Origin of the sequence: Moritella dasanensis ArB 0140 (genome assembly GCF_000276805.1) — a bacterium.
GTDB lineage: Bacteria > Pseudomonadota > Gammaproteobacteria > Enterobacterales > Moritellaceae > Moritella > Moritella dasanensis.
Map to the genome: position 1 here is coordinate 58683 of NZ_AKXQ01000010.1, position 21777 is coordinate 80459.

General features: G+C 42.0%; 20 protein-coding genes. 18 read left to right on the top strand and 2 right to left on the bottom strand.

What is annotated here, in order from left to right:
• Positions 1 to 124 precede the first annotated feature (124 nt).
• From A923_RS0110015 to dsbD, 18 genes are all read left to right on the top strand, one after another.
• Complete coding sequence (locus A923_RS0110015) at positions 125 to 3316, top strand: hypothetical protein (protein ID WP_017221541.1); 3192 nt, start codon at positions 125 to 127, stop codon at positions 3314 to 3316.
• Between the two features lie 103 nt (positions 3317 to 3419).
• Positions 3420 to 3599 (top strand): Flp family type IVb pilin, encoded by a 180-nt coding sequence (locus A923_RS0110020; protein WP_017221542.1) that lies wholly within the window; start codon positions 3420 to 3422, stop codon positions 3597 to 3599.
• A gap of 55 nt (positions 3600 to 3654) precedes the next feature.
• Positions 3655 to 4521 (top strand): Flp pilus assembly protein CpaB, encoded by an 867-nt coding sequence (gene cpaB / locus A923_RS0110025; RefSeq protein WP_017221543.1) that lies wholly within the window; start codon positions 3655 to 3657, stop codon positions 4519 to 4521.
• Entirely contained in the window at positions 4514 to 5911 is a 1398-nt protein-coding gene (locus A923_RS0110030; protein WP_017221544.1) for a type II and III secretion system protein family protein, read from the top strand. Before cpaB ends, A923_RS0110030 begins: the two co-directional genes overlap by 8 nt.
• Positions 5912 to 5918: 7 nt before the next feature.
• Positions 5919 to 6548, top strand: coding sequence for a CpaD family pilus assembly lipoprotein (locus tag A923_RS0110035; RefSeq protein ID WP_026006185.1), 630 nt, complete (start codon positions 5919 to 5921; stop codon positions 6546 to 6548).
• Between the two features lie 2 nt (positions 6549 to 6550).
• Positions 6551 to 7369, top strand: coding sequence for a CpaE/TadZ family protein (locus A923_RS0110040; protein ID WP_017221546.1), 819 nt, complete (start codon positions 6551 to 6553; stop codon positions 7367 to 7369).
• Positions 7369 to 8724 carry a TadA family conjugal transfer-associated ATPase gene (locus A923_RS0110045; RefSeq protein WP_017221547.1) on the top strand — a complete coding sequence of 452 codons (1356 nt, stop codon included), beginning with the start codon at positions 7369 to 7371 and terminating at the stop codon, positions 8722 to 8724. The genes A923_RS0110040 and A923_RS0110045 overlap by 1 nt, the downstream gene beginning before the upstream one ends.
• Positions 8724 to 9656 carry a type II secretion system F family protein gene (locus tag A923_RS0110050; protein WP_017221548.1) on the top strand — a complete coding sequence of 311 codons (933 nt, stop codon included), beginning with the start codon at positions 8724 to 8726 and terminating at the stop codon, positions 9654 to 9656. The genes A923_RS0110045 and A923_RS0110050 overlap by 1 nt, the downstream gene beginning before the upstream one ends.
• Complete coding sequence (locus A923_RS0110055; RefSeq protein ID WP_017221549.1) at positions 9656 to 10552, top strand: type II secretion system F family protein; 897 nt, start codon at positions 9656 to 9658, stop codon at positions 10550 to 10552. Before A923_RS0110050 ends, A923_RS0110055 begins: the two co-directional genes overlap by 1 nt.
• Positions 10552 to 11358 (top strand): tetratricopeptide repeat protein, encoded by an 807-nt coding sequence (locus A923_RS0110060; RefSeq protein ID WP_017221550.1) that lies wholly within the window; start codon positions 10552 to 10554, stop codon positions 11356 to 11358. Before A923_RS0110055 ends, A923_RS0110060 begins: the two co-directional genes overlap by 1 nt.
• Positions 11355 to 11825 carry a TadE/TadG family type IV pilus assembly protein gene (locus tag A923_RS0110065; RefSeq protein ID WP_017221551.1) on the top strand — a complete coding sequence of 157 codons (471 nt, stop codon included), beginning with the start codon at positions 11355 to 11357 and terminating at the stop codon, positions 11823 to 11825. The genes A923_RS0110060 and A923_RS0110065 overlap by 4 nt, the downstream gene beginning before the upstream one ends.
• On the top strand, positions 11815 to 12420 hold the full coding sequence (gene tadF, locus A923_RS0110070; RefSeq protein WP_017221552.1) for a tight adherence pilus pseudopilin TadF: 606 nt from the start codon (positions 11815 to 11817) through the stop codon (positions 12418 to 12420). The genes A923_RS0110065 and tadF overlap by 11 nt, the downstream gene beginning before the upstream one ends.
• A complete protein-coding gene (locus tag A923_RS0110075) occupies positions 12417 to 13607 on the top strand; it encodes a vWA domain-containing protein (protein WP_017221553.1) in 1191 nt (396 codons plus the stop codon). The genes tadF and A923_RS0110075 overlap by 4 nt, the downstream gene beginning before the upstream one ends.
• Positions 13608 to 13684: 77 nt before the next feature.
• Positions 13685 to 14149: a TlpA family protein disulfide reductase gene (locus tag A923_RS0110080; RefSeq protein WP_017221554.1), complete on the top strand. Its 465-nt coding sequence runs from the start codon at positions 13685 to 13687 to the stop codon at positions 14147 to 14149.
• Positions 14146 to 14796: a DUF4266 domain-containing protein gene (locus A923_RS0110085; RefSeq protein WP_017221555.1), complete on the top strand. Its 651-nt coding sequence runs from the start codon at positions 14146 to 14148 to the stop codon at positions 14794 to 14796. Before A923_RS0110080 ends, A923_RS0110085 begins: the two co-directional genes overlap by 4 nt.
• Before the next feature lie 117 nt (positions 14797 to 14913).
• The gene (locus A923_RS0110090) at positions 14914 to 16119 is read left to right on the top strand and encodes a DUF3570 domain-containing protein (RefSeq protein WP_017221556.1); all 1206 of its coding nucleotides are present in this window, start codon (positions 14914 to 14916) and stop codon (positions 16117 to 16119) included.
• Positions 16109 to 16996: an FAD:protein FMN transferase gene (locus tag A923_RS0110095; RefSeq protein ID WP_017221557.1), complete on the top strand. Its 888-nt coding sequence runs from the start codon at positions 16109 to 16111 to the stop codon at positions 16994 to 16996. The genes A923_RS0110090 and A923_RS0110095 overlap by 11 nt, the downstream gene beginning before the upstream one ends.
• Positions 16993 to 18942 (top strand): protein-disulfide reductase DsbD, encoded by a 1950-nt coding sequence (gene dsbD / locus A923_RS0110100; RefSeq protein WP_017221558.1) that lies wholly within the window; start codon positions 16993 to 16995, stop codon positions 18940 to 18942. Before A923_RS0110095 ends, dsbD begins: the two co-directional genes overlap by 4 nt.
• 89 nt (positions 18943 to 19031) lie before the next feature.
• Here the strand turns inward: dsbD and A923_RS0110105 are convergent, their stop codons facing one another.
• Positions 19032 to 20573, bottom strand: coding sequence for a GTPase family protein (locus A923_RS0110105; RefSeq protein ID WP_017221559.1), 1542 nt, complete (start codon positions 20571 to 20573; stop codon positions 19032 to 19034).
• Positions 20560 to 21657, bottom strand: a complete 1098-nt coding sequence (locus A923_RS0110110; protein ID WP_017221560.1) for a YcjF family protein — start codon at positions 21655 to 21657, stop codon at positions 20560 to 20562. The genes A923_RS0110105 and A923_RS0110110 overlap by 14 nt, the downstream gene beginning before the upstream one ends.
• Positions 21658 to 21777 lie beyond the last annotated feature (120 nt).

Below are 21777 nucleotides of genomic sequence, written 5' to 3' on the forward strand. Positions count from 1 at the left end.
TAGTAAAATATATGTATCAAATACAATTGATAATCACTCTCATTCCCGTTAGTATATGCGAAAATTTATGTTTGACTATAGTTTTCATAAAGTTATTTATAATTACATAAAAGGGATAGGTAAAATGTTGTTAGGAGTAAACAAGTCACTGCTCGCGTTGACAGTGGTTACAGGTACGTTGTTAACGGGTTGTAATGAAGCAAGCCCAGATCAAAAATCAACAAATCCGACGCAAAATATCGTTAAACCAGATGCTCCCGTTGGACCTATCGTGAATGATGACCTTGATCAGTTTGGCTGGTCTTGGAGTCATAATTTGAGTGATAAACAATTTTATGAAATAAAAATACCGAATCAGCCATGGTCGACGGTGAATGGTAATCCTCATCAACTCGTTATTGATGGTATTTATGCTGCGGGTGATATTCAAATCCGTGTAAAGGCAGACTCAAGCAAGAATCGAACAGCAAGTGACGTATTAGTTAATCCCATTATTTATACTGCTAATTCATTGGTCAAACGCCCCAAATCCCCAACTAACCCAGTGCAGAATGACAGCCTGAATACCTTTGATTGGGAGTTTGTTAGTAGTTTTAGCACGGCTAACGAATATGAATACTCACTCACTGGTGGCGTAAGTTGGACTACGGTGGCCAATAAACCGCTGAACGTTGGCGATGTTGATATTGATGTTGGCCATGTACAAGTGCGTGTTAAAGAAAATACTGCCGATGGCACTGTTGCAGGCGCTGTATTAATCAGCACGCAAGCCTTTACATCTGGTGTTTCAGTCGTGATAGCGGCTCCTACTGCACCGGTCATTGTAAATGCAAATATCGGTAATACAAATTACCCGTATGAAGTTAAAACGAATGGTTTTAGTTGGGACTGGGTAACAAATAGTAATACTGGCGCGGATTATGATGAGCCTGAGCATTATGAATTTACCAATGATGGCGGCATGACTTGGCAGACTGTCACTAGTCGACCGCAGCATATTGGCCCCAAAGCTTATGCTAAAAATAAAGTCGGTGTGCGTGTTAAGAAAAATGCGATTTCGAATCAGATCAATCCTGCAGGTCAGACGCTTTATGCTACTGCTGCAACGAGTGATTTTTATGTGACACGTATCGTGCCAATGGTTACTTGGAAACAAGCAAATGCTCTTACATACAATGGCAATTGGAACAGAGCTTCTAATATGGGTTGCTACATTGAATATGATGTTCAGGGTGAAAATCCACAGTTCTGGGCTTATGCTGGCGATGCTTCTAGTGCAAATAAAGTGTCTGAATTATTAAACAAAGAATTTTGTGACATGCCAAACTGGCAGTTATTAGGTTCGACCGAAATGAAAGTTAAAACCTTAGTTGATTCGAGTTATATAGCAGGAACTTTCAAGAGTTATTTAGTGACTAGCGACAGCTATTATAAACATTGGGCATCTGAAACGGTTAGTGATCTTGAAGCACTGAAAGCAATTAGTGCAGGTCAAGAGGTTAGCGCTTCATATGGTACGAGAGTGATTCAAAAATGGGAATTACCAGATACAGCGAAAATATTAACAGAGACTACATCTACGAATACCGCTCTGAACGCTCTAGTGTCATCGCAGAATAGTAATTGGCAAACAACATCAACTGATTTAATTGCTGTTATCAACAATATTGACTCGTTAGTGGATCAACCTTTGACGCCATTATTATCTGCTGTAACAACCACTGAAACAGAAGCTAAAACAACATTTGATTCCCTCGCGTTAGCGCTAACTGAATACCAGGATAAAATTAACCTATTAACGCTTTACTCAACTATGCTCGAAAGCGATAGCAGTGTTGATAAAGCACTTAAAGCGACGCTCAATAACGATATAGCCTCGATTAAAGTCGATTTTATTAATCTAACCTCGCTACATACTTCATTCAAATCTGTATTAAAAGTGACTCCTGCGTTATCAGCACTGATTAAGTTAACAGATCAAAAAACGACTGCGAATAGTGTCAGAGATACGTTATTAGCGGCCAATTATGGCGCTGATATTCATGGCCGTAGTTTAGATTTATTTGCTGCAGCGGCTTTAATAAACGACTTTATTAAAGCGAATGTAAGCCTTGTTGCAGACTTGAATAGCGCTACTTCAGAACTACCAGTTGCGAGTAATACAGCACTTATTTCGGCGCTGGATAAGTTACTTATCATGTTTAACAACTTACCGACGGCTGTTGATGCAGACGCCCTTACTGCACATGCTATTAAAGGATTAGAACGTGCATCAAGTGCGGGTTATAGCGTTGCTGCTGCGGATGCTGTTATTGGTACTCACTTTGCTAAATTAGACATTAATGGTGACTATTTACCAAGCGCCACAACGTATGCACGAGGCTGGCGTTGTGTGATGGATAGCCGCGATCTTGTGCGTAAACGTATATGGACATTGCTTAAGGACGGGCTGCCAAATGGTGCTGATGATTTGGCATTTGATGCATCTAGTGCTGGTATTGCAAGTGTGATGGGGGCTGGAGGTCTTATTGAACTGAAAAATAACGTACAGTTTTGTGGTCGTAGTGATTGGTCATTACCAAAAACAAATCAGTTAAAGTCATTGGAAACCGCCATGGTTAATAGTGGCAAGACGATTGATGTTGATGTTTTCCGAAATCATCTTGCACTGAAACCTGAATATGACATTGCCTATCATACTGGTGGCGGAACCGTATTTTGGTACTGGACTGCTGACGATGTTAATAAAAATGCAAAAATTTACCACTATAAAACGGATAATAAGTCTGCGACGAGTAGCTCAGCATCAAAACAGGGTGATGAGGATAAAGTCGTACTAAGCCGTTTAGTAAGTGAAATTAAATTGACATATCAATTGCTGGATAGTGCTGGAGGTATGACGACAGATGTTGATGCGGCTGTATGTGCTTATCAACCTGAGTCAAAACAAACATGGCAATTGTTTGATACTGCAGATACTGCGATACGAATTAAAAATCATGGTAACTCAAGTTCTGAAGTTGATACGGTATTAGCTGAAGTAGAACGAATTAATAATGAAGGCTTGTGTAACAAGACTAATTGGCGTGTACCAAGTTTGGCTGAACTGCAGGGCTTAAGTCCTGTTGATAGTACCGTGTTCCGTTTTAATAATGTGGAAAAATCGGGTTCTTCGCTTTGTTATGTGAGCGCTGATACTGCTCAATTTAGTCGCAATAAATGCTACAACATGCGGACTGACGGTATTAGTGATGTTAATAAAGCGATAAATAGTTGGAGTTCAAAATATGTCTATCGTTTAACGGCTTCTGAATAATCGATAGGTACTTAAACTTGGCAGCTTGTGACGGAAGCAGACTGCCAAGCGATAAATTATAAATTAATTAAAAACAACATAATAAAAACAGAGAGACCAATAAATGGAAAACAACAAACAAAAACAACGTGGCGCTGCAGCAATTGAATATGCAATTTTAGCGGCTGCTATGTCACTTATTATGCTGCAATTTTTTGGTTCTGACGGCAAGCTTTCGAATGCGATTGAGCAGACCTATGAGTCTGTCATTGAGAAACTAGATACAGTTAAAGCTGATAAATAATAAACATTAACTCAGAGAATATACGGTTTCGGCCGTATTAATAGAAGTAACAATTATGCATGCAAAACGTTTAGTTTATCTGTCTGTTTGTACGTCTTTACTTGGGTTGATTTGGCTATTTTTCAGCTTGTCAGCACCAGCGGTAAGTACATCTAAACAGGATCTCGTTAATAATTATGAAGTACTTGTTACCACACAGGATATCGCTATTGGTCGTCCTTATCGTGCCTCGTTATTTGCCTGGAAAACGGTAAATGAACAGGATGTTAGTACTCGTATCGATTTTATTGATAAAGCCACATTTTTAATATCGACGTTAGACAATACTGTGGCTGCAAATGATTTTGTCGCAGGACAAATATTAAGCCCATCAGATTTTTTGAAACCTGAACAAGGCGGTTTTTTGTCGGTGATGCTACGCCCCAGTTATCGCGCAGTGTCAGTACCTGTTGATCAAGTAACTGCTAACTCTGGCTTAATTGGCCCAGGTGATCATGTTGATGTATTACTGCTGGCATCAAAAGAAAAAGAACTGCGTTCTCGTGGTAATGAAACCCAAAGTTTATACGTTAAAACTATTGCGCAGAACGTCCGAGTATTGGCTTTTAATGACGCTTTACAGCTTACGCGTTATATGGAAAAGCAAAAAAATAATAAAGGCGTATTGCCAGATAACAGCACCGTGACGTTAGAAGTGTCACCGACACAAGCAAATCAAATTACGTTAGCCAATCAACTGGGTACATTGTCGATGGTCTTACGCAGTAAAAACAACTTAGATACAGATAATGCGGTAATCGCAGCTATCAATGTCGATGATATTTTACCTGCAATTAAACAAGTCCAACCGGATATTGGTTTAGTTGAATTTCGCGCTAAAGAAAAACGAGTGATGAGTAATGCAGGAACCGAAAATGATTAAACAATTAGTGAGCGTATTGTCGTTATTACTACTGAGCACAGTATTACAAGCGCAGACTTTGGATGTGGTATTAAACAAAGCGCGGTTAGTGGTACTGCCAAGTACTGCTAAGTCTATTTTCATTGCGAGTAGTGGTATTGCCGATTACCAAACTTTAACCAATACCAAGATCATGGTGTTCGGCAAGAAAACAGGGAGTACATCTTTGTATGTACTGGATGCTAAAGAAAACGTTATTTATTCAGCGACAGTGAAGGTTAATCATAATGTCACAGAGCTTAACGATCTCATTCATGATGAATTTCCTGATGCATTATTTAACGCTGAATCCACCGCCGGTAAGTTGTTTTTGAAAGGGCAAGTACCGACAGCCAGCATGGCGGAAAAGATAGTTCGTTTATCTGAAGGTTATGTCTCGGCGTTAGCACAATCAAGTGAGGCTCAGCAAGGTGCTAGCTCGGAAGGTGGGACACCTGCTGCCGCGCCAGTCGCTAAAACGGATGACGATGAATTGATTAATCAATTACAAGTCACTATGCCAAATCAGGTTAATTTACGTATTCGTATTGCCGAGGTATCTCGTAAAGTGTCGAACAAATTGGGCATCAAATGGGGTTCACAAGGTTTTGGTACTGGTACATTTGCCTTTTTAGATAATTACGGCGGAAAACTGGGTGGTGTGAACCCTGCTGGTTGGGCTGATCTATCGGTAATTGTTGATGCTTTGGCAACTAACGGCATGATGTCGGTGCTCGCAGAACCTAATTTAACCGCGATGAGTGGTGAAGAAGCTTCGTTTCTTGTTGGTGGCGAGATCCCGCTACCTTTGGTTTATAACGACACTGCATCTGTTGAGTATAAGCAGTTTGGTGTGAAGCTTGATTTTAAACCGACGGTATTAAGTGCGAATCAAATTAGCCTGCAAGTATTTTCTGAAGTAAGCACTGTATCTTCGGAAACAAGCGTACAAATTGGCGGACAGGAAGGCAGTTCTTCATTCCCTACGTTTGTGACGCGCCGCGCTGCAACGACGGTAGAATTGGCTAGTGGTCAAAGCTTTGCACTAGGTGGTTTATTACAATCAAAAGATATTGAGCAGTTACAAAAAATGCCATTGTTGGGTGATATTCCAGTACTTGGTGCGCTATTTCGTTCAACTGAGTTTCAACGTGAAGAAACGGAACTCATTATTATTGCGACGGCTTATTTAGTGCAACCGACTCGTTCTGACACATTCGCGTTGCCAACAGATGGTTTGATCCCGATGAGTGATGTTGAACGCTTATTAGCCTGGCCAATAGACAAACAAACAACAAGTTCAACAGCAAATGAAGATCGTACTGACAATCGCCAACCGCGACTGCTTGGCGATAACGGATTTTATTACTGAGGTAGTTATGCGGATATTTTCGATATTAATAATGTGTGGTTTGTTGAGTGCTTGTGCAATTGATTCTGTGCAGCGTCAACCTGAAGTTCAAGTAGAAGCCGTTACGCACAAAATAGCGTTACAACTGGATCAAAAGGGATTATCAAAAAGTGATCAGGCCGCGTTGAATGAATTTATTTATCAAAGAGGTGATTCGTCAGCATTGCGGATAAAGATAGCCACTTATAGCAGCAAAGGCGCGAGTGCAGTACCTGCATTAACGGCATTGTTAAAACAGGCCGGTGTGTATCCATCTCAGGTAACAAGCGAAGTAGCTGAAACATCAACGGTAGCTGATGTAGCCTTATTCGTTGAATCTTATCGTAGCCTAGTACCGAATTGTGCTGCAGGGAAGCAGAAACACAGTGTGTTAAATGAATTTAAATCGAGCCCTAACTTTGGTTGCGCCAATGCGAGTGCTTTAGCGCAAATGGTTGCAACACCAAGAGATCTTGCTATTGGGCGTACGCTCGATGCAACAGAGGGTCGTAAAGCTGTATCAAGAGTGGATACTTATTATCAGCCAACGACCAGCAATAGCGATCAAGCAGATAAAAATAACAGCAGTAGTATTTCATCTAGCTTAGGAGGGCAGTAATAATGCAAGCGTCTAATCCAATCGCGAATGATCATGTAAAGCGTAATAAGATCGCAGTTGTGAGTGCCAAAGGTGGCGCTGGTACAACCTCGTTAATCGCCAATATTGCTTGGGGTTTATCTCAATTGAGTCAGACCAGTGTCGCTTGTGCTGACCTTGATTTTTTGACCGGTGATTTAGACTTACAATTCAGTGTACAAGCGAATAACGCATTGCTAGAAATGCTGCAATTCCCTGATCGCTTAGAGCCTGTTATCTATCAACGTAGCGGGGTTAAGGTTAATGATGATTTATACCTATTTACCGGTTATGCGTCTGGTTTTGAACTGCACTTTTGGCCTGATGTTGCAAGTATGGATAAAGTGTCTGATTTTTGCCTAGAACAAGCAAACCATGTTATTTGGGATATTCCTGCATTCTGTTTACGCGATAAAGTGGGCTTTGAAACATTAAATCACAGTGATATCCGTGTGGTGATTGTTGAACCGACATTAGCATCTATCCGCAGTACCAACCAGCTATTGACGAAATTAGCATCTACAGGCGCATTAGATACTCGCACGATAGTGGTACTTAATCACACCAAACCCGCAGCACAATCTTTAATTACGGCTAATGATGTTGCGGCGACTTTGGACCGTAAATTGGATGTTGAAATCCCGTATTCTCCAGAGGATATGCGGACCGGTAATGCGCTCGGTTTATTGGCTATTAATCAAAAAAGCCGCAGTGCAAAAGCATTGAAAAAATTGGTTGCTGTTATTAGTGGTGAATCAAAAGTATCAAAGCCTAGTGTGTTTCGCTGGCGTAAGGGGGCGTAATGTTTGGAACTAATACAGTAACACCGACGCCAACGGAGTCATTACTGACATTATCCGTATCCGCAGATGTTGCGGACGTAACACCGAGTAGTAATGTTGAAGAGCAACGTTTTCGTGTTATCCAACAAGAGATAATGGCGATTATTGCTCCTGCTGTCGTTGTCACGCTGACGCCTGAAGAACTTGAAGTTCGCACGTTTGAAGCCGTCGGTGACATTGCTGCTCGTCAGCAATTTCCAATTGGGGGGACTGAGCAGCGTAATATTAGCCAGCGCCTTGTTGATGAAATGCTGGGGTTGGGGCCTTTACAAGTGTTAATGGATGATCCTGAGATAACAGACATCATGGTTAATGGTCATACCGAGGTATTCGTTGAATATCGCGGTAAGGTCAAGCGCGCTGATGTTCGCTTTCGCGATGAAGAACATGTATTGAATTTAGCGCGCCGAATAGTAAGCCGTATCGGTCGCCGTGTGGATGAAACAACGCCGATGGTTGATGCGCGTTTACCTAATGGCAGCCGTGTGAATGTGCTTATTCCACCATTGGCATTAAATGGTACGTGTATTTCTATCCGTAAATTTAATGAGCAAAAACATAGCTTGCAGCAACTTGCTGCGCTCGGAGCCATGTCGTCTGAGATGGCGGATGTGCTAAATATTATTGCTCGTTCCCGAGTTAATGTATTGATTTCAGGTGGTACAGGTGCAGGTAAAACGACATTACTGAATGCATTGTCGTTTGGTATTTCACCCGACGAACGCATCATTACGATTGAAGATGCTGCAGAATTAAAGTTACAGCAACCACACGTGGTGAGTATTGAGACAAGGCCTGCCAATGTCGAAGGCGCTGCAGCCATTGGTCAGCGAGAATTGTTACGTAATGCATTACGGATGCGTCCTGATCGAATTATTTTAGGTGAAGTCCGTGGCGCTGAAGCGTTTGATATGATGCAGGCGATGAATACAGGTCATGATGGTTCTATGTCAACGCTGCATGCTAATACACCGCACGATGCGTTAATCCGTTTAGAAAACATGTTGTTAATGGCAGAGGTTAATTTACCTGTGTCTGCTTTACGCCGCCAAATCGCTAGTACTTTGGATGTGGTTGTACAAGTGGAACGTATGCGAGACGGTAAACGTCGAGTGGTTAATATTACCGAAGTCGTCGGCCTTGAAGGTGATCAATACCTTACTCATGATTTGTTCCATTTTGATTATCAGAAAATGGACGTTAACGGTGATCTTGTTGGGGAGTTTCTATCCACGAAAATATTGCCGCGTTTTAGTGAGAAGGCGCGTTACTACCAACTTGAATCTCAGTTGAAACAAGCCATGGGAGTTCGATAATGTCAGTCATGGTGACAGCCCTGTTGTTATTGATTATGTTTGTATTTAGCAGTTATAAAGCCTTACAGCATCAGCGTCAACGACAGGTATTAAAGCGTCGGTTAAGTTCGATATCAACAGTGAACAGTACAGATAATAAAGCGACATCAACTTTATTTCATTGGGCGCAAAAAACGAGCCCTTTATTGCAATATAGCCACGATCTGAAAGCGCGTGTCGACGCCTTATTTGGGCGTAAAGCTAAGCGTCTTATACAACTATTGTTAGCTATTTTGGCTGTTGCTGTCTGGTTTACGTTACCTTTTTTTACGCCGTCAATGAGAATGATGATTATTGCGATTATCATATTTTCGGTGTTGGCTGTGAGCTATTGGATCATGACTGTGCGTCAACATAGTGAATTTAATGCTGGTTTCACGCAAGTATTAGGTCAAATGTCACGGGCTGTGTCGGCAGGTATTTCAGTGCCGCAAGCTATCGCTCAAATAGCCGGTTATCAACAAGGGATATTGGGTCGCGAGTTTGGTTTGATCCGCGATAAATTAGAGATTGGTATAGGCCTAAAGCAAGCGCTAAACCAGGCCCGTATTCGTTTGCCTTATGTGAGTTTTCATTTCTTTAGCGTGGCATTAATTTTGAACGAAGAGAATGGTGGTCAGTTGCGTGAGGTATTACATAGTTTGAGTCGAACAGTGCATGACAACTCCGCTATTAAGATGAAGATCAGAAGTTTAACGGCAGAGCCGCGTATGACAGCCGCTATTTTAGCAAGCCTACCGATAGTCCTTATCTCGGTGATGTTTTTTAAAAATCCGAGTGCATTTATTACGTTAACTCAAAACCAGAGTGGACATTTAGTCTTAGGTTATGTGGTTACCAGTATGGCGCTTGGTTTCGCTATTATTCATTTGTTAACGAAGGTGAGAGCTTAATGTCTTTATCTTTATGGATAGCCGTTACTTTGCTTATTACTGGTGCGGTTATAGCACTGTTATTTAGTGCTCCAGCACAGCGCCGTGAGCAACTGTTAAAACGACTGGTGTTGGTATCAGCATCGGAATCGGCACAACAGCAATATTCGTCCCTTGGTTTAAGTAAGTCAGCGTCAAAAATTGGCTGGTTACGCCGTTTAACTGTCGCGCCTGATATTAGCGCACTATTGGTTAAAGCTGGATTTCATGGCCCAAGAGCAAGCGCTATATTTTTATTGTGCAAAGTAAGCTTAATGCTTATTAGTGCGATGGCGTGGCAGTGGTATGTCGATTTTGATTCCGATAAATTCGTCATGGCTAAGACCTTAATCTTTGCTATTTCTGGTGGACTTGTTGCTGAACAATGGCTGAAATGGCGTGCCCGCACGGTTAATTACCGTATTGCGCTAGCACTGCCTGATGCGCTCGATTTAATGGTTATTTGTGTTGAATCAGGTTTAACATTGGAAGCCGTATTTCAACGTGTTGGCCGTGAAATGACTACCGTTACTCCCGAGTTATCACGTGAGTGGTTAATCACTGAAGCGGAGTTACGTTTATTGGACTCTCGTATTACGGCATTAAATAACTTGGCGGAGAGAACGGGATTAGTGGAAGTTGAAAACATGGTCATCGCCTTATCTCAAGCTGAAAAATATGGCAGTAAGATAGCGCCAACGATGCGTTTAATCGCCAGTGACAGCCGTCAATATCAATATTTACGTCTAGAAGAGAGGGTCGGTAAGATCCCCGCGAAAATGTCATTACCTGTGGTGGTATTAATCATGCTGCCTGTAGTCGTCCTGATTGTTTCACCAACGATCATCGCATTATTAGATAGCCTTGGAGGTATGTGATGAAAAAATCACTGGTGAAAGTATTTCTTATGTTTGGCTTACTTATTTTATCTGGTTGTAGTACTAATCAATTAAGCCAGACCGAAGAAATGCAGTCGGATCGTGATCTAGCAAAGTTGGCACTTGATAGTGGCCGACCAGACAGTGCGATCTCTATTTATCGTAAGCAACTCGATTTGCACCCAAACGATACCGACCTGTTGTTAGCGATAGGGACTGCTTACAACAAAATGTCTGAATTTGATTTAGCACTGCATTATCTTAATCAAGCACAGGCGTTGGTGCTAATTGAGACCAATAAATCATCTGTGATACGTGGTCAAATATTACGTGAACGAGGCAATGCACAGCAAGGTTTAGGTAACTTAGAGGGCGCTATTTTAGATTTAAAAAAAGCGGTTGAATTATTACCTAACGATGCTAAAGCATTAAACAGTTTAGGCATTAATTACGCATTATTTAAGGACTACCCTCAAGCAAGAGTCGCGTTCACAGGTGCGCTTGCTAATGCTCCAGATAATTTAGAATACCGTAATAATTTAGCACTCGCTTGGATTCTAGATGGGCAACCACAGCAAGGTATCGGTGTGCTTTATTCACATTACTTACGTGGTAGTTCGACGTCTAAAAGCCGTCAGAATTTGGCCTTAGCTTTTGCTATGAAGGGCGATGTTGAAGCTGCAGAAACCATTGCAAAACAAGATCTAACTAAAGCTGAATTAGAAAATAATCTTGCTTATTATCAGCAGCTTTATCAAGGCCAATCACAGCAAGGGTCATTATTGACAGAGCAGGTTAAACAATGATTCTGTCTAACATGAGAAATCGACAGCAAGGTGGCGTTAGCATTGAATTTGCAGTGACGATTGTGCCATTTTTTGTATTGCTGTTGGGGCTTATCGAAATTAGCCGCTTTATGATGGTGAGCAGTATGCTTGATGTTGCCTTAGCTTCAGCAACGCGAGAGTTAGTGGTTGATAGTTCGCGTGAAGATTTAACCGCCAAATTACAATTAACCCTGTCAGAACAACAATTACCATTATTGAATGGTAACAAAATCACTGTTCAAGCTCATTATTTTACCAGTTTGGTTGCATTAGAAAATGATGATTTTGTAACCAGTTTTGACGGGCAAGACTTCGCTGAGTTTACCTTGTTGTATCCGTATAAAGCGCTATTTGTTGCAGGGTTTTCTGATAGTTTTGAGCGTTTATCAAACTTTAAACGCACGACGTTAGTGACTGTAGAGCGGAGTGCTAGTTATGCGAACTAAACGCAGACCGCATGCTGTTCAGCGTGGCAGTATTGTCATCGAATTCCCTATCATTACATTAGTAATGGTTATTCTGGTTTTATTTGTTTTAAAGATAAACCAAGGGATCAACCACAAGAACCAACTTAATGCGTTAGCTTATTCACTTACATCAATTGTAGTTTGCGCTAAATGTGATAATGGCATGAATAAACCAGCTTCAAGTCCTGCTACTCAACCTATCATTTCGACGCAATTAGCGGATGCGTTATTACAAGTTGCACAGCGGCATTTCAACGATTTAATTGTTAAGTCGTCAGTTGATATTGGACTCCACCTTGAACAATTAGTCTTTGATCCTTTAACTGCCCAACCGGGTCCTATAAATGTAGGGGCTGAATGCACTGCGGCTACGCCATTATCATCATTAAAGGATTTATCACCGCTAGGTACAAAGCCCGGCATAAATGCTGGACAGCAGGCTGAACTATTTCAAGTCACTTTGTGTATTAAGGGTATCGAGAGCTTTGGTAATGGTATTACCCCTTTATTTATACGTAACTTCAGTGACCGTTATTATCAAAGTTCGGCGTTATTAATAGGGCGTAAAATATGATGTCCATATCACGTCAACGTGGCGCAATAGCACTCACATTCACGTTTATGTTACCCGCGATTATGAGCTTATTAGCCATGACTGTGTTTTTTTCGATGTACAGCCAAGTTGTGATTAGAACGGGTCAAGCTGCTGAAGCCGCAGGGCTTGCCTGCGGGTATCAGCAAAGTGATGAGCGAACCGTTATTGACGGTATTTTAGATTATTACCGCCCTAATTTTGTGCTGCCTGCGCTTGGTAATAATGTCAGCTTGGATGGTGACAAGGGTTGCAATATATCAGTGCAATATAATTTTAAACCTGCAATGAAAAAATTACTGCCAGTTGAAATTAATAGTTCAAGCCTGGTTGCATCAAATAGCGGTTCTAGCGCTAAATTAGTGGCGAATGTGATTCAAAATCCGACTGATTTTTCACTCGTTCTGGATATTTCAGGTTCGATGGGATCGGATTTACCTGAATTAAAAAGAATCATTACCGATGTGATAAGCGACATTGACCCGAGTAATAATCAAGTTCGCTTTTCTATTGTGCCTTTTCAAACCGGAGTAGGGGTGATGGCAGCACCTTGGCTTTCGAGCTCTAAAGCAAGCCCTAAATGTGTTGATGGTTTGGCCTATCGCGGTAGTGATTTTGATGCTGATAAAACAGTGAGGTCGTTAAATTCGTCACCCAAGAGCCTAGATTTCAAAGAAGTTACACCTGGACCTTGGTTGGATCGTTGTAGTCAGACGGCATTTATTTTACCACTTACAAACGATCTCAATAACGTGATTAAGTATGTTAACAGCTTAAGTACCAGTGGTACTACCGCATCTTATCAAGGCTTGATTTGGGGCGTTAGAACGCTTACTGAAAAATGGCAGCAGGCGTGGAAGATTACCCCTGTGACGTCTTCGTCACTAACTCAACGATTAATTTTGTTTACCGATGGGTCTGATAACGGAGGAGGTCGGTACTTTGATGACTTAATGAACGCGGGCTTGTGTGACGAAATCCAACAAAACTTAAACATTGAAGTGAGTTTTATCGGTTTTGGTGTCTCGGCTAATCGTATTAAGCAATTTCAACAATGCGCAGGCGGTCTTGGTGCGGTGTTTGATGCTAAAGATAGTGCCGATCTAGCTGATTATTTTGAGAAGGCACTTAAGGTTGAATCCAAGCCTAGGCTCGTGTTGGGTCAGTAGCGTTTTAGTTTTTAAGCTTTTAGTTTTCAAGCTTTTAATTTTAAAGAAATGTTTTATTTATTATATTAGAGGTAGTTATGTTTAAAAAATGGCTTGTGGTGTTCACATTATTATTGTCTAGCCAAGCACATGCTTATCAAGAAGGTGAGATGCTATCAGCATCTGCACAGGCGCAATTAGGGTTAGATCCAAACCGTGTATCGCTGATTGATTTTTTTGCCGAATGGTGTGTTTCTTGTCGTGCGGAATTACCGGAAGTGAATGAACATACCCCCGAATTGAGTGCATTAGGGGTTGATGTAGTCGGCGTTGATGTTGATGAGGATATGGCTGTAGGGATTGCATTTCAACAATCTCTTGGGCTCAATTTCAGGGTCGTAAATGACGATGAACAAGCATTAGTTGATGACTTTCAACCGATTGGTATGCCTGCTTTGTATTACGTTTATCAAGGGCAAGTACTTAAGGTACGTTATGGTGCGATTAACCATATCGGTGACGTCGTGATGAGTGACCTAAAAGCGATGGGATTAAGTCAATGAAGCATTATTCTCTTTTAACCTTGTTATCTTCGGTGGTGTTTCTCGCTAGCTTTAGTCTGCAAGCAGAAGTTGTTCACATGGCCGAGTCGGTTTCCCGCGTTGTTTACCAAGGCGATAAAGCGGTAGCGACTGTCGAACCATCGGTGGTACCTGTGACGATTAAGCCTTTTCACAATAAACCTAAAGTAGTGATAACGGAATCAGTTGTTAAGTTGGAAGCTAAAACCAAACAAGTAGGAACTGTTCAACCTTTACCGCTAAAGATAACGCCAAGGCTTGGTGCGGGCGTTGATACTGCCGCGTTACCCGTTGCAGTACCTGTATTAGTACCCGTATTAGTACCGTTATCGGTCACATCTCCGCTTATGCCTACAACGATACCGGTGAATCCCATTTTAAATACCCGCGCATTAGCCCACCAAGAAGAAAGTGAAGAGCTGGAAGAACCGTCATTGTTCTCTGCGATAAGTGATTGGTTTAGTGTGAAACCAGTTAAGCCCTGGCAAAAAGGTACGTTGGCGAAAAAGGCCATGAAACCAGGAGGAGAGGTGCCTGAGTTTGACTTTTTCTCAGAAAAAGTATTTGCCTATAAACAGGGTTCTATTGGCGGTAATGGTGTAGGGGGCGGCGGTTGTGGCTGTAACTAAATATACCTATCACCGCCTGTAAACTTATCCTGTTTTATCGTGAGTGGTTTATAAGGAATAGCTGATAAGTCACTGTTGATAAACCACTGTTGTAACTAATTAAAGATGAATAAAATAATGAATATAAAATTACCGTTAACGATACTTGGTCTTGTTGCAGGTTCAGCATCTGCAGCCGATCACATTTCTATCCATCATATGAGCTTTGAAGAATACGGCGATAAAGTTAAAGCCGGTGATAATGTGTTGTCATTAGAAAAAAATATTGGTTTAGATTGGACTATCACTGCTGAATTGGGCTATGACACTGTTTCTGGCGCTTCTCCAGCTTGGGTCGCGACGACACCATCATCTGGCTCACATGACCAAATTACCCAAGATGCACAAAATATGACCTCGGAAGTGATCCGAGCGGGTTATGACCCCCATCGTGGCAATTATGAAATACGTCCTGTTGAGCTAGAAGATACCCGTTATTCTGCGTCAACTAATGTGACCTACCGGGATAAAGACCGTGATGAATGGACTGCCGGGGTAAACTATTCGCAAGAGGAAGATTACAAGAGTATGGGCGCCAATGCGAAAGCGCTGTTCTATACCGACAATACTAAAAACCGTTCGTTTAGTGTTGGCGGCTCGATATTGACGGATCAGACATTAGCATTCCAAGAATATCAAAATGGTGGCAATGCCCAAGAATGGCAAGACATTTTCACATCGAGCATGGAAGTGGGCATGTCACAAGTATTCACACCTAATTTATATGCCATTTTCACGGCTTATGGCGGTTATAAAAGTGGTTATTTAAGTAATCATTATTTGACCGTACTACGTGAAGTTGATATTGATGGTGACGGTTCAATTGGTGATGATGAGGTGTTTTTAGGACAAGATTCACGTCCTGATACTCGTATTTCTGGTGGCGTAAACTTGCAAGCATTCTACAGCGTTAGCGACAGCGTTGTTGTTCGTCCTCGTTATAAATTCTTTACCGATGACTGGGGCGTAACGTCACATCAACTCGGCGGTAAAATGAGTGTCAAAGTAACTGATTGGTTAACGTTTGCGCCAGGTTATTTTTGGTACACCCAACAAGGGGCGAACTTCTTTATTGATCCTAAAGCACAAGATCCTACTTTTGCATCAACAGGTTACGCCACTTCAGATATTCGATTAGGTGATTTTAATGCTAATGCCTATGAACTGGGGGCAAGCATTAAGTTATCGTCTAAATGGCGTATGAATGCCTTGGCTGCTTATTATGAACAGAGTAATGGTTATGCGAGTAATTGGTGGGCAGTGGGAGTTACCTATGACTACTAACCAAGCCTATACGCACCATTTCATGGCAATGACTGTACCTTGTGAAGTGACTTTAATTACGATTGATGCTGCGTCTAATGCGGCGCAGCTTGCGCTTGATATTGAAGCTAATACCAAACGATTGGAAGCCAAGTTTAACTTCTATTCGGATACGTCCATGCTCACTACCTTGATTAATCAGCGAGAGGGAAAGCGAGTAATGGTCGATGCTGAGACTCGCGATATTTTAACTAAGGTGCGCGATTACAGTGCATTAACGCAGGGGATTTTTGATATTACCGTAGGTACTGTAAAAGCATTATTACAGCGCACTACCCTAACGCGAGAGCAAATATATCAAGATGCGGCGCCTTATATGGGGCTGAGTGCATGGGAGATTGAAGATGATTACTTACTCTTACATTTTCCACTTACTCAGTTAGACCTTGGTGGTGTGATTAAAGAAGTCGCGGTTGATCAAGCGCTGGCGATGGTATCAGCAGCGAGTAGTGGTGTACTGATTAACTTTGGTGGTGATATTCGTGTTGCAGGTAAAAAATCTGATGGTGATGATTTTATTGTGGGGGTGGTTAATCCCCATGAACAAACACAAGCGTTGTTTGCCTTACCGTTACGTAATCAAGCGCTGACCACGTCGGCACATTATGCAAGGCGACAGCAGTTTTCTGATCATGACAGCTCGCACATACTAGCTTCGCAGGATACTCATAAACAGGTTATTTCTGTAACCGTTGTCGCGAACACGGCTTTACAAGCTGGGATCATGAGTACCGCATTAACAATTAACCCTCGCTTAGCCGTTCCTGAAGAGATTGGTTTTGTACTTGTAGATGAACAATTAAACGTTCACCAAAATACGGATTTTTTATTACTATGAAGTCATTTTTAAAAACATCACTACAGACAAATAAGGCTGTAGCGCAGTGCATTATTTTCCTGATGTTACTCATAAGTATCTGCGTATCAACCTGGGCGCAAGCGAGCAGTAATGCACAGGCCAAATTTTTAACGGTAAACGAGGCTTTTCCATTCACCTCTCAAATATCTCGCTCGACTGATGGCGATAAATTGGTGCTTAACTTTGCGACTGAAGCGAGCTATTACCTTTACCATAAACGATTTTCGTTTAAAGCTATTAGTGATGAGCTTGATGGCGATATTAGTTTAGCTAAGCCGCAATTTTCGGTGGTCGCAGAGCAGAAACAGGATCCTAACTTTGGCTTGGTTAAAGTTTATCATCAAGCGTTAACTGTCACGTTACCTTTCACAGGTAGCGGTAATGTGAAGGTCAGTTATCAGGGCTGTGCCGATAGTGGTTTATGTTATTTACCACAACGTAAAATAATTAATGTGAGTGCGATTGATTCTAATGGCATTGATGTTAACGATGCTAAGGGAGTGAATGAAAATAAGGTTCCTGCTGTTATAACTGCTGCGGTAAAAGCACAAACAACAGCAGCAAGTAGTTCATTGGTAGCGGCTGTTAATGATACGGCGAATGACAGTCAAGGTTTGGCTAGCATGCTCGCAGGTACCGGGCGTGCTCAAGCATTATTGTTATTCTTCGTACTCGGTTTAGGACTTGCATTTACGCCTTGTGTGTTGCCGATGATCCCGATTTTATCGAGTATTATTGGTGGTCAAGGCGATGGCATGACGGGGTGGAAAGGTTTCTATATTTCGTTAGCGTATGTGCTTGGCATGGCATCGAGCTATGCGATGATTGGCGTGCTGATGGCGACAGTGGGTCAAGGTATTAATATTCAAGCCGCGATGCAACAAACATGGTTGTTGGTGATTTTTGCTGGACTGTTTGTCTTACTTGCTTTAGCTATGTTTGGGGTTTATGAACTGCAATTACCGTCTCGATTACAGGTGGCGTTAAATAACCAATCACAACGATTATCTGGCGGGAAGGTATTTACCGTGTTCATGATGGGCGCGATTTCTGCCTTGGTTGTTTCACCTTGTGTGTCTGCACCTTTAGCGGGGGCATTATTATATGTATCGACTACGCAAGACTGGTTGTTCGGTGGTGGTGTATTATTTGTAATGGCGTTAGGCATGGGCGTACCTTTAGTTATTATAGGTACATCAGGCGGGAAGTTTTTACCGCGTAGTGGCCTTTGGATGATCCGCGTTAAACAAGGTTTTGGCGTGATGTTATTAGCGATAGCGATATTACTGATAAGCCGCTTTGCAGCACCGTCGGTGACACTTGGATTATGGGCACTGTTGATTATCAGCTGTGCGATGTACATCCATAGTATTACTGATATACAAGTAAGTCGATTGTGGTTACGTCACGTGGTGGTGTTCGTGTCCTTGGTTTATGGCGCGATGCTTATGATTGGTGTGGTGACGGGGGCTGATGATATGGCAGATCCGCTGCAGCATATTACCCAACGTGGTGTGATGAATAAAGGTACCGAACAAGGTTCACAACCGTTATTTATGAAAACAGCGTCGGTAACTAAGATTGAAACTGCAATTAATAACTTACCTGCACTTAAAGCGGTGACTATGGTGGATCTGTACGCAGACTGGTGCACATCATGCAAAGTGATGGATAAGCAGGTATTTTCTCATGCAGACGTGGTCGCTAAAATGACAGGCATTAATGCAATGAAGTTTGATATTACCGACAATTCAACAGCGCAGTCAGATTGGATGGCGAAGGCGCAGTTATTTGGTCCACCAAGTATGCTGTTCTTTGATGCCGATGGTCAGGAGTTGCAACAATTACGCGTTGTTGGAGAAATGGATAAACAGCAGTTCTTGGAGCATCTGGAACTGGTCTCAGCTGCTGTGCCAGTGAGCTAGTAAGTAAATTAGTGAGTAAGATGCTGATCTTATGATCTCGTGTCGTCGATATGGTTATTCAGTCATATCGACGACCTACTTTAGTTAGCTTAGATCATATTCTTAAACAAGCTTTTACCACCGCTGAAGACCCGTTTAAATTGCGCCGATGCACTGGTATTGCCACCCTCTAAACGTTGTCGGTTACGCTGTACATTGATGCTTGCATCGAGATTAGTGGCAATCAGTTGTTCTAAGCTTTCAAGCCCCCAGACCTGTGATTCGCTAGAAAACGATGTCGGGATGATGTTATTCAAGTTGAGCAGTTTTTGATTGTACTCAATGGCTTTATTGATGGTATCCACTTTGGGCGAATCCGACTGGTTTAAATCATAAGGTGGCGACCATTCCGCTAACGGTTTTAACTTATCAACTTGATTTAAGATCCCGGTAAACACAGGCTTCTTACGATGTAAGTTATCCTTGTGCGCGTAAAACGCTTCTAAGCTGAGCATAAATTGACGATCGAGTTGGCGTGATGATTGGTTGGCTTTTAACACCCACAGCACCATGTCTGCATTCGTGACATGTTTGAGTACTGTTTTGTTGGTTTTATCATTACCATCAAGGCCGGGTAAATCCACCAAGTTCAGCACTTCAATATCACCGACAGCACAGCTATAGACATTCACTGCGTTAGTAGAGGGCAGTGCACTTACCTCTGCATCCAGAGCGCCTTTAATTGTATTAATCAGCGATGACTTACCCGCACTAATTTGTCCGATAACGGCAATGCGTAGAGGCTCTAGTGGTTTAGGTTCACTTTGTTCATCTTCCACTGCGATAGTACTTTTCTTAATGTCTTTATCTTCAATCGAAAAGCGACCACTGTATAAATCAATCGAAACGGCAGCCACTTCTTGCAGAAATGCGCGTTTCATATTGAGTTGTAAATTATCGCCGACGTTACCAGCAATATCGCCGAGCAACTTGTTGCGCACTTCTTTAGTGAGCGCTGCAACAGGGTTGATAAATTGATAAACGCGATAGGCTTTACTGAGTAAGTCCGCCGCTTGTTTGCCGGTTTTGATTTTGTCTTGGTGATCAAAAACAAACTTGAGGTGTGAGACTTTAATGCTTTCAACAAAAGGCACATTGTCTTTGAGGGTTGCACGGTAACGTCTGCTGACTTCTTCCAGTAGCTTTAAACCGTCGGTGACTGAAAATTGTAGATCTCCGCGCGAGAATGCTTGTGCAGTTACATTGGCGATAACTAAACCATGGCTTTTTAACGATCCCCAGGCATCATCTTCGGCTAATTGTGTGTCAATATTTTCATTAAGGCGCTGCCAAATTACGTTTTCAGCTTCAGACCAGTCAGCAGAAGCTTGAACCAGACTGTCGTCGCTGACTTCCTGTGCCGCTACTTTGATGTTGGTTTTTCTGCGTAGCCATAGCAAGGGTATGTAGAAAAGGAAAAAACTAGCGACCAGCGCGATAGCAAAATGTAAGGTGTAACCATATTGGATAATGGCGTATAAACCAAAGCCACACAGTACCAATATCGGCAGTAATATGGCTAAAGTCAGCACGGCGGTGACACCACTTGAAAGCTTGTCTAATTGAGTCAGGCTGTTTTTAACGCGTCTCACTTTTTGCTACCTCTTTAATATTCGCTAATGCGTCTTTGTATACGTCCTGCATATCTTGATTAGACACCGTTTCACCTTTACTTTTATGGTACATGTATTTACATGCGGCGCGACCAATAGCATAGGTGGATGCAAAGCTAATGACTGCAGCAGATGCACTGCCGATGGTTTGTCCATAAGCTGGAATGAGTTTAACTAATTGGCGAATACCGAGTTTGGACGCATATTGAAAGGCAAAGCCCGATCCTAAGGTACCGATAAACTCTGCAAAGGCTTGTTTATCCCAATCGACACCGTATTGATTTGCCAAACTGTGGAGCATTTTTGCTTGAATGCTTGGCACGGCGACTAAACCCACGGCGGGTATTGCATCAGCCGCGCCAGCGGAACCTGCGTACCAGAGTATTTCAGTTTTTAGTTTTTGAAAGTTAGCGCCTTCGGTATCGTCATGTTGCTGCTGTTGATTAAATTGTTGGATGATCGGTAATAGTTCGGCCAGCTTTTCTGTTAGTGCGGGTATACCGAATGTCTCGCCGTTGGCCAATTCAAAATCAACTTCAAGGTAAGCGAGCTGCTCACCCCATATTTTCTCGAACTGTTGCTGGTTATATTGCACCGTTTTAGCTTGCTCATCGGCGCTTACTTGTTTAACCGCTGTGTGGATGATTAAGATTTGTTTGATTGAATTTTGCTTTTTAATCTTCTGCAATGCATTGATAACATCGCTTTGTTCTGGTTCTTCAGCTTTAGCAATGACAAGTAAAGCATGGCCTTGTTGCGCGCTGATCTCAATATCTTCTGCTGGATCATAATCTGCTTCTGACAATCCACGGGTATCAAGAAAGCGCAGTAGGGGCGTTGCTTTAGGGTAGTTATAAGCGTGCGATGTCATGGTACAAGGTTCGAAACCATTACCGACTTCAACATCGCTATCGCCAGTGATAGCTTGTATTAACGAAGATTTACCTGCGCCTGTTTTACCTAATAACCACAGTGTTGGCAAATGTGTATTTTGATACTCGAATGCTTTGGCGATATCTGGGTTTTTACTTGGATTGATAAATTCTTTTATGGCATCAAACATTTTCAAGTGCTCTTTGAGTTTTGGTTAGTGATATTTATACTTTCAGTAATGCTACAGGGGTATATCCTCATAACTACTTTCAGTTGTATAGTATTCATTAGTTAAGGAAAAGGAAAGTTA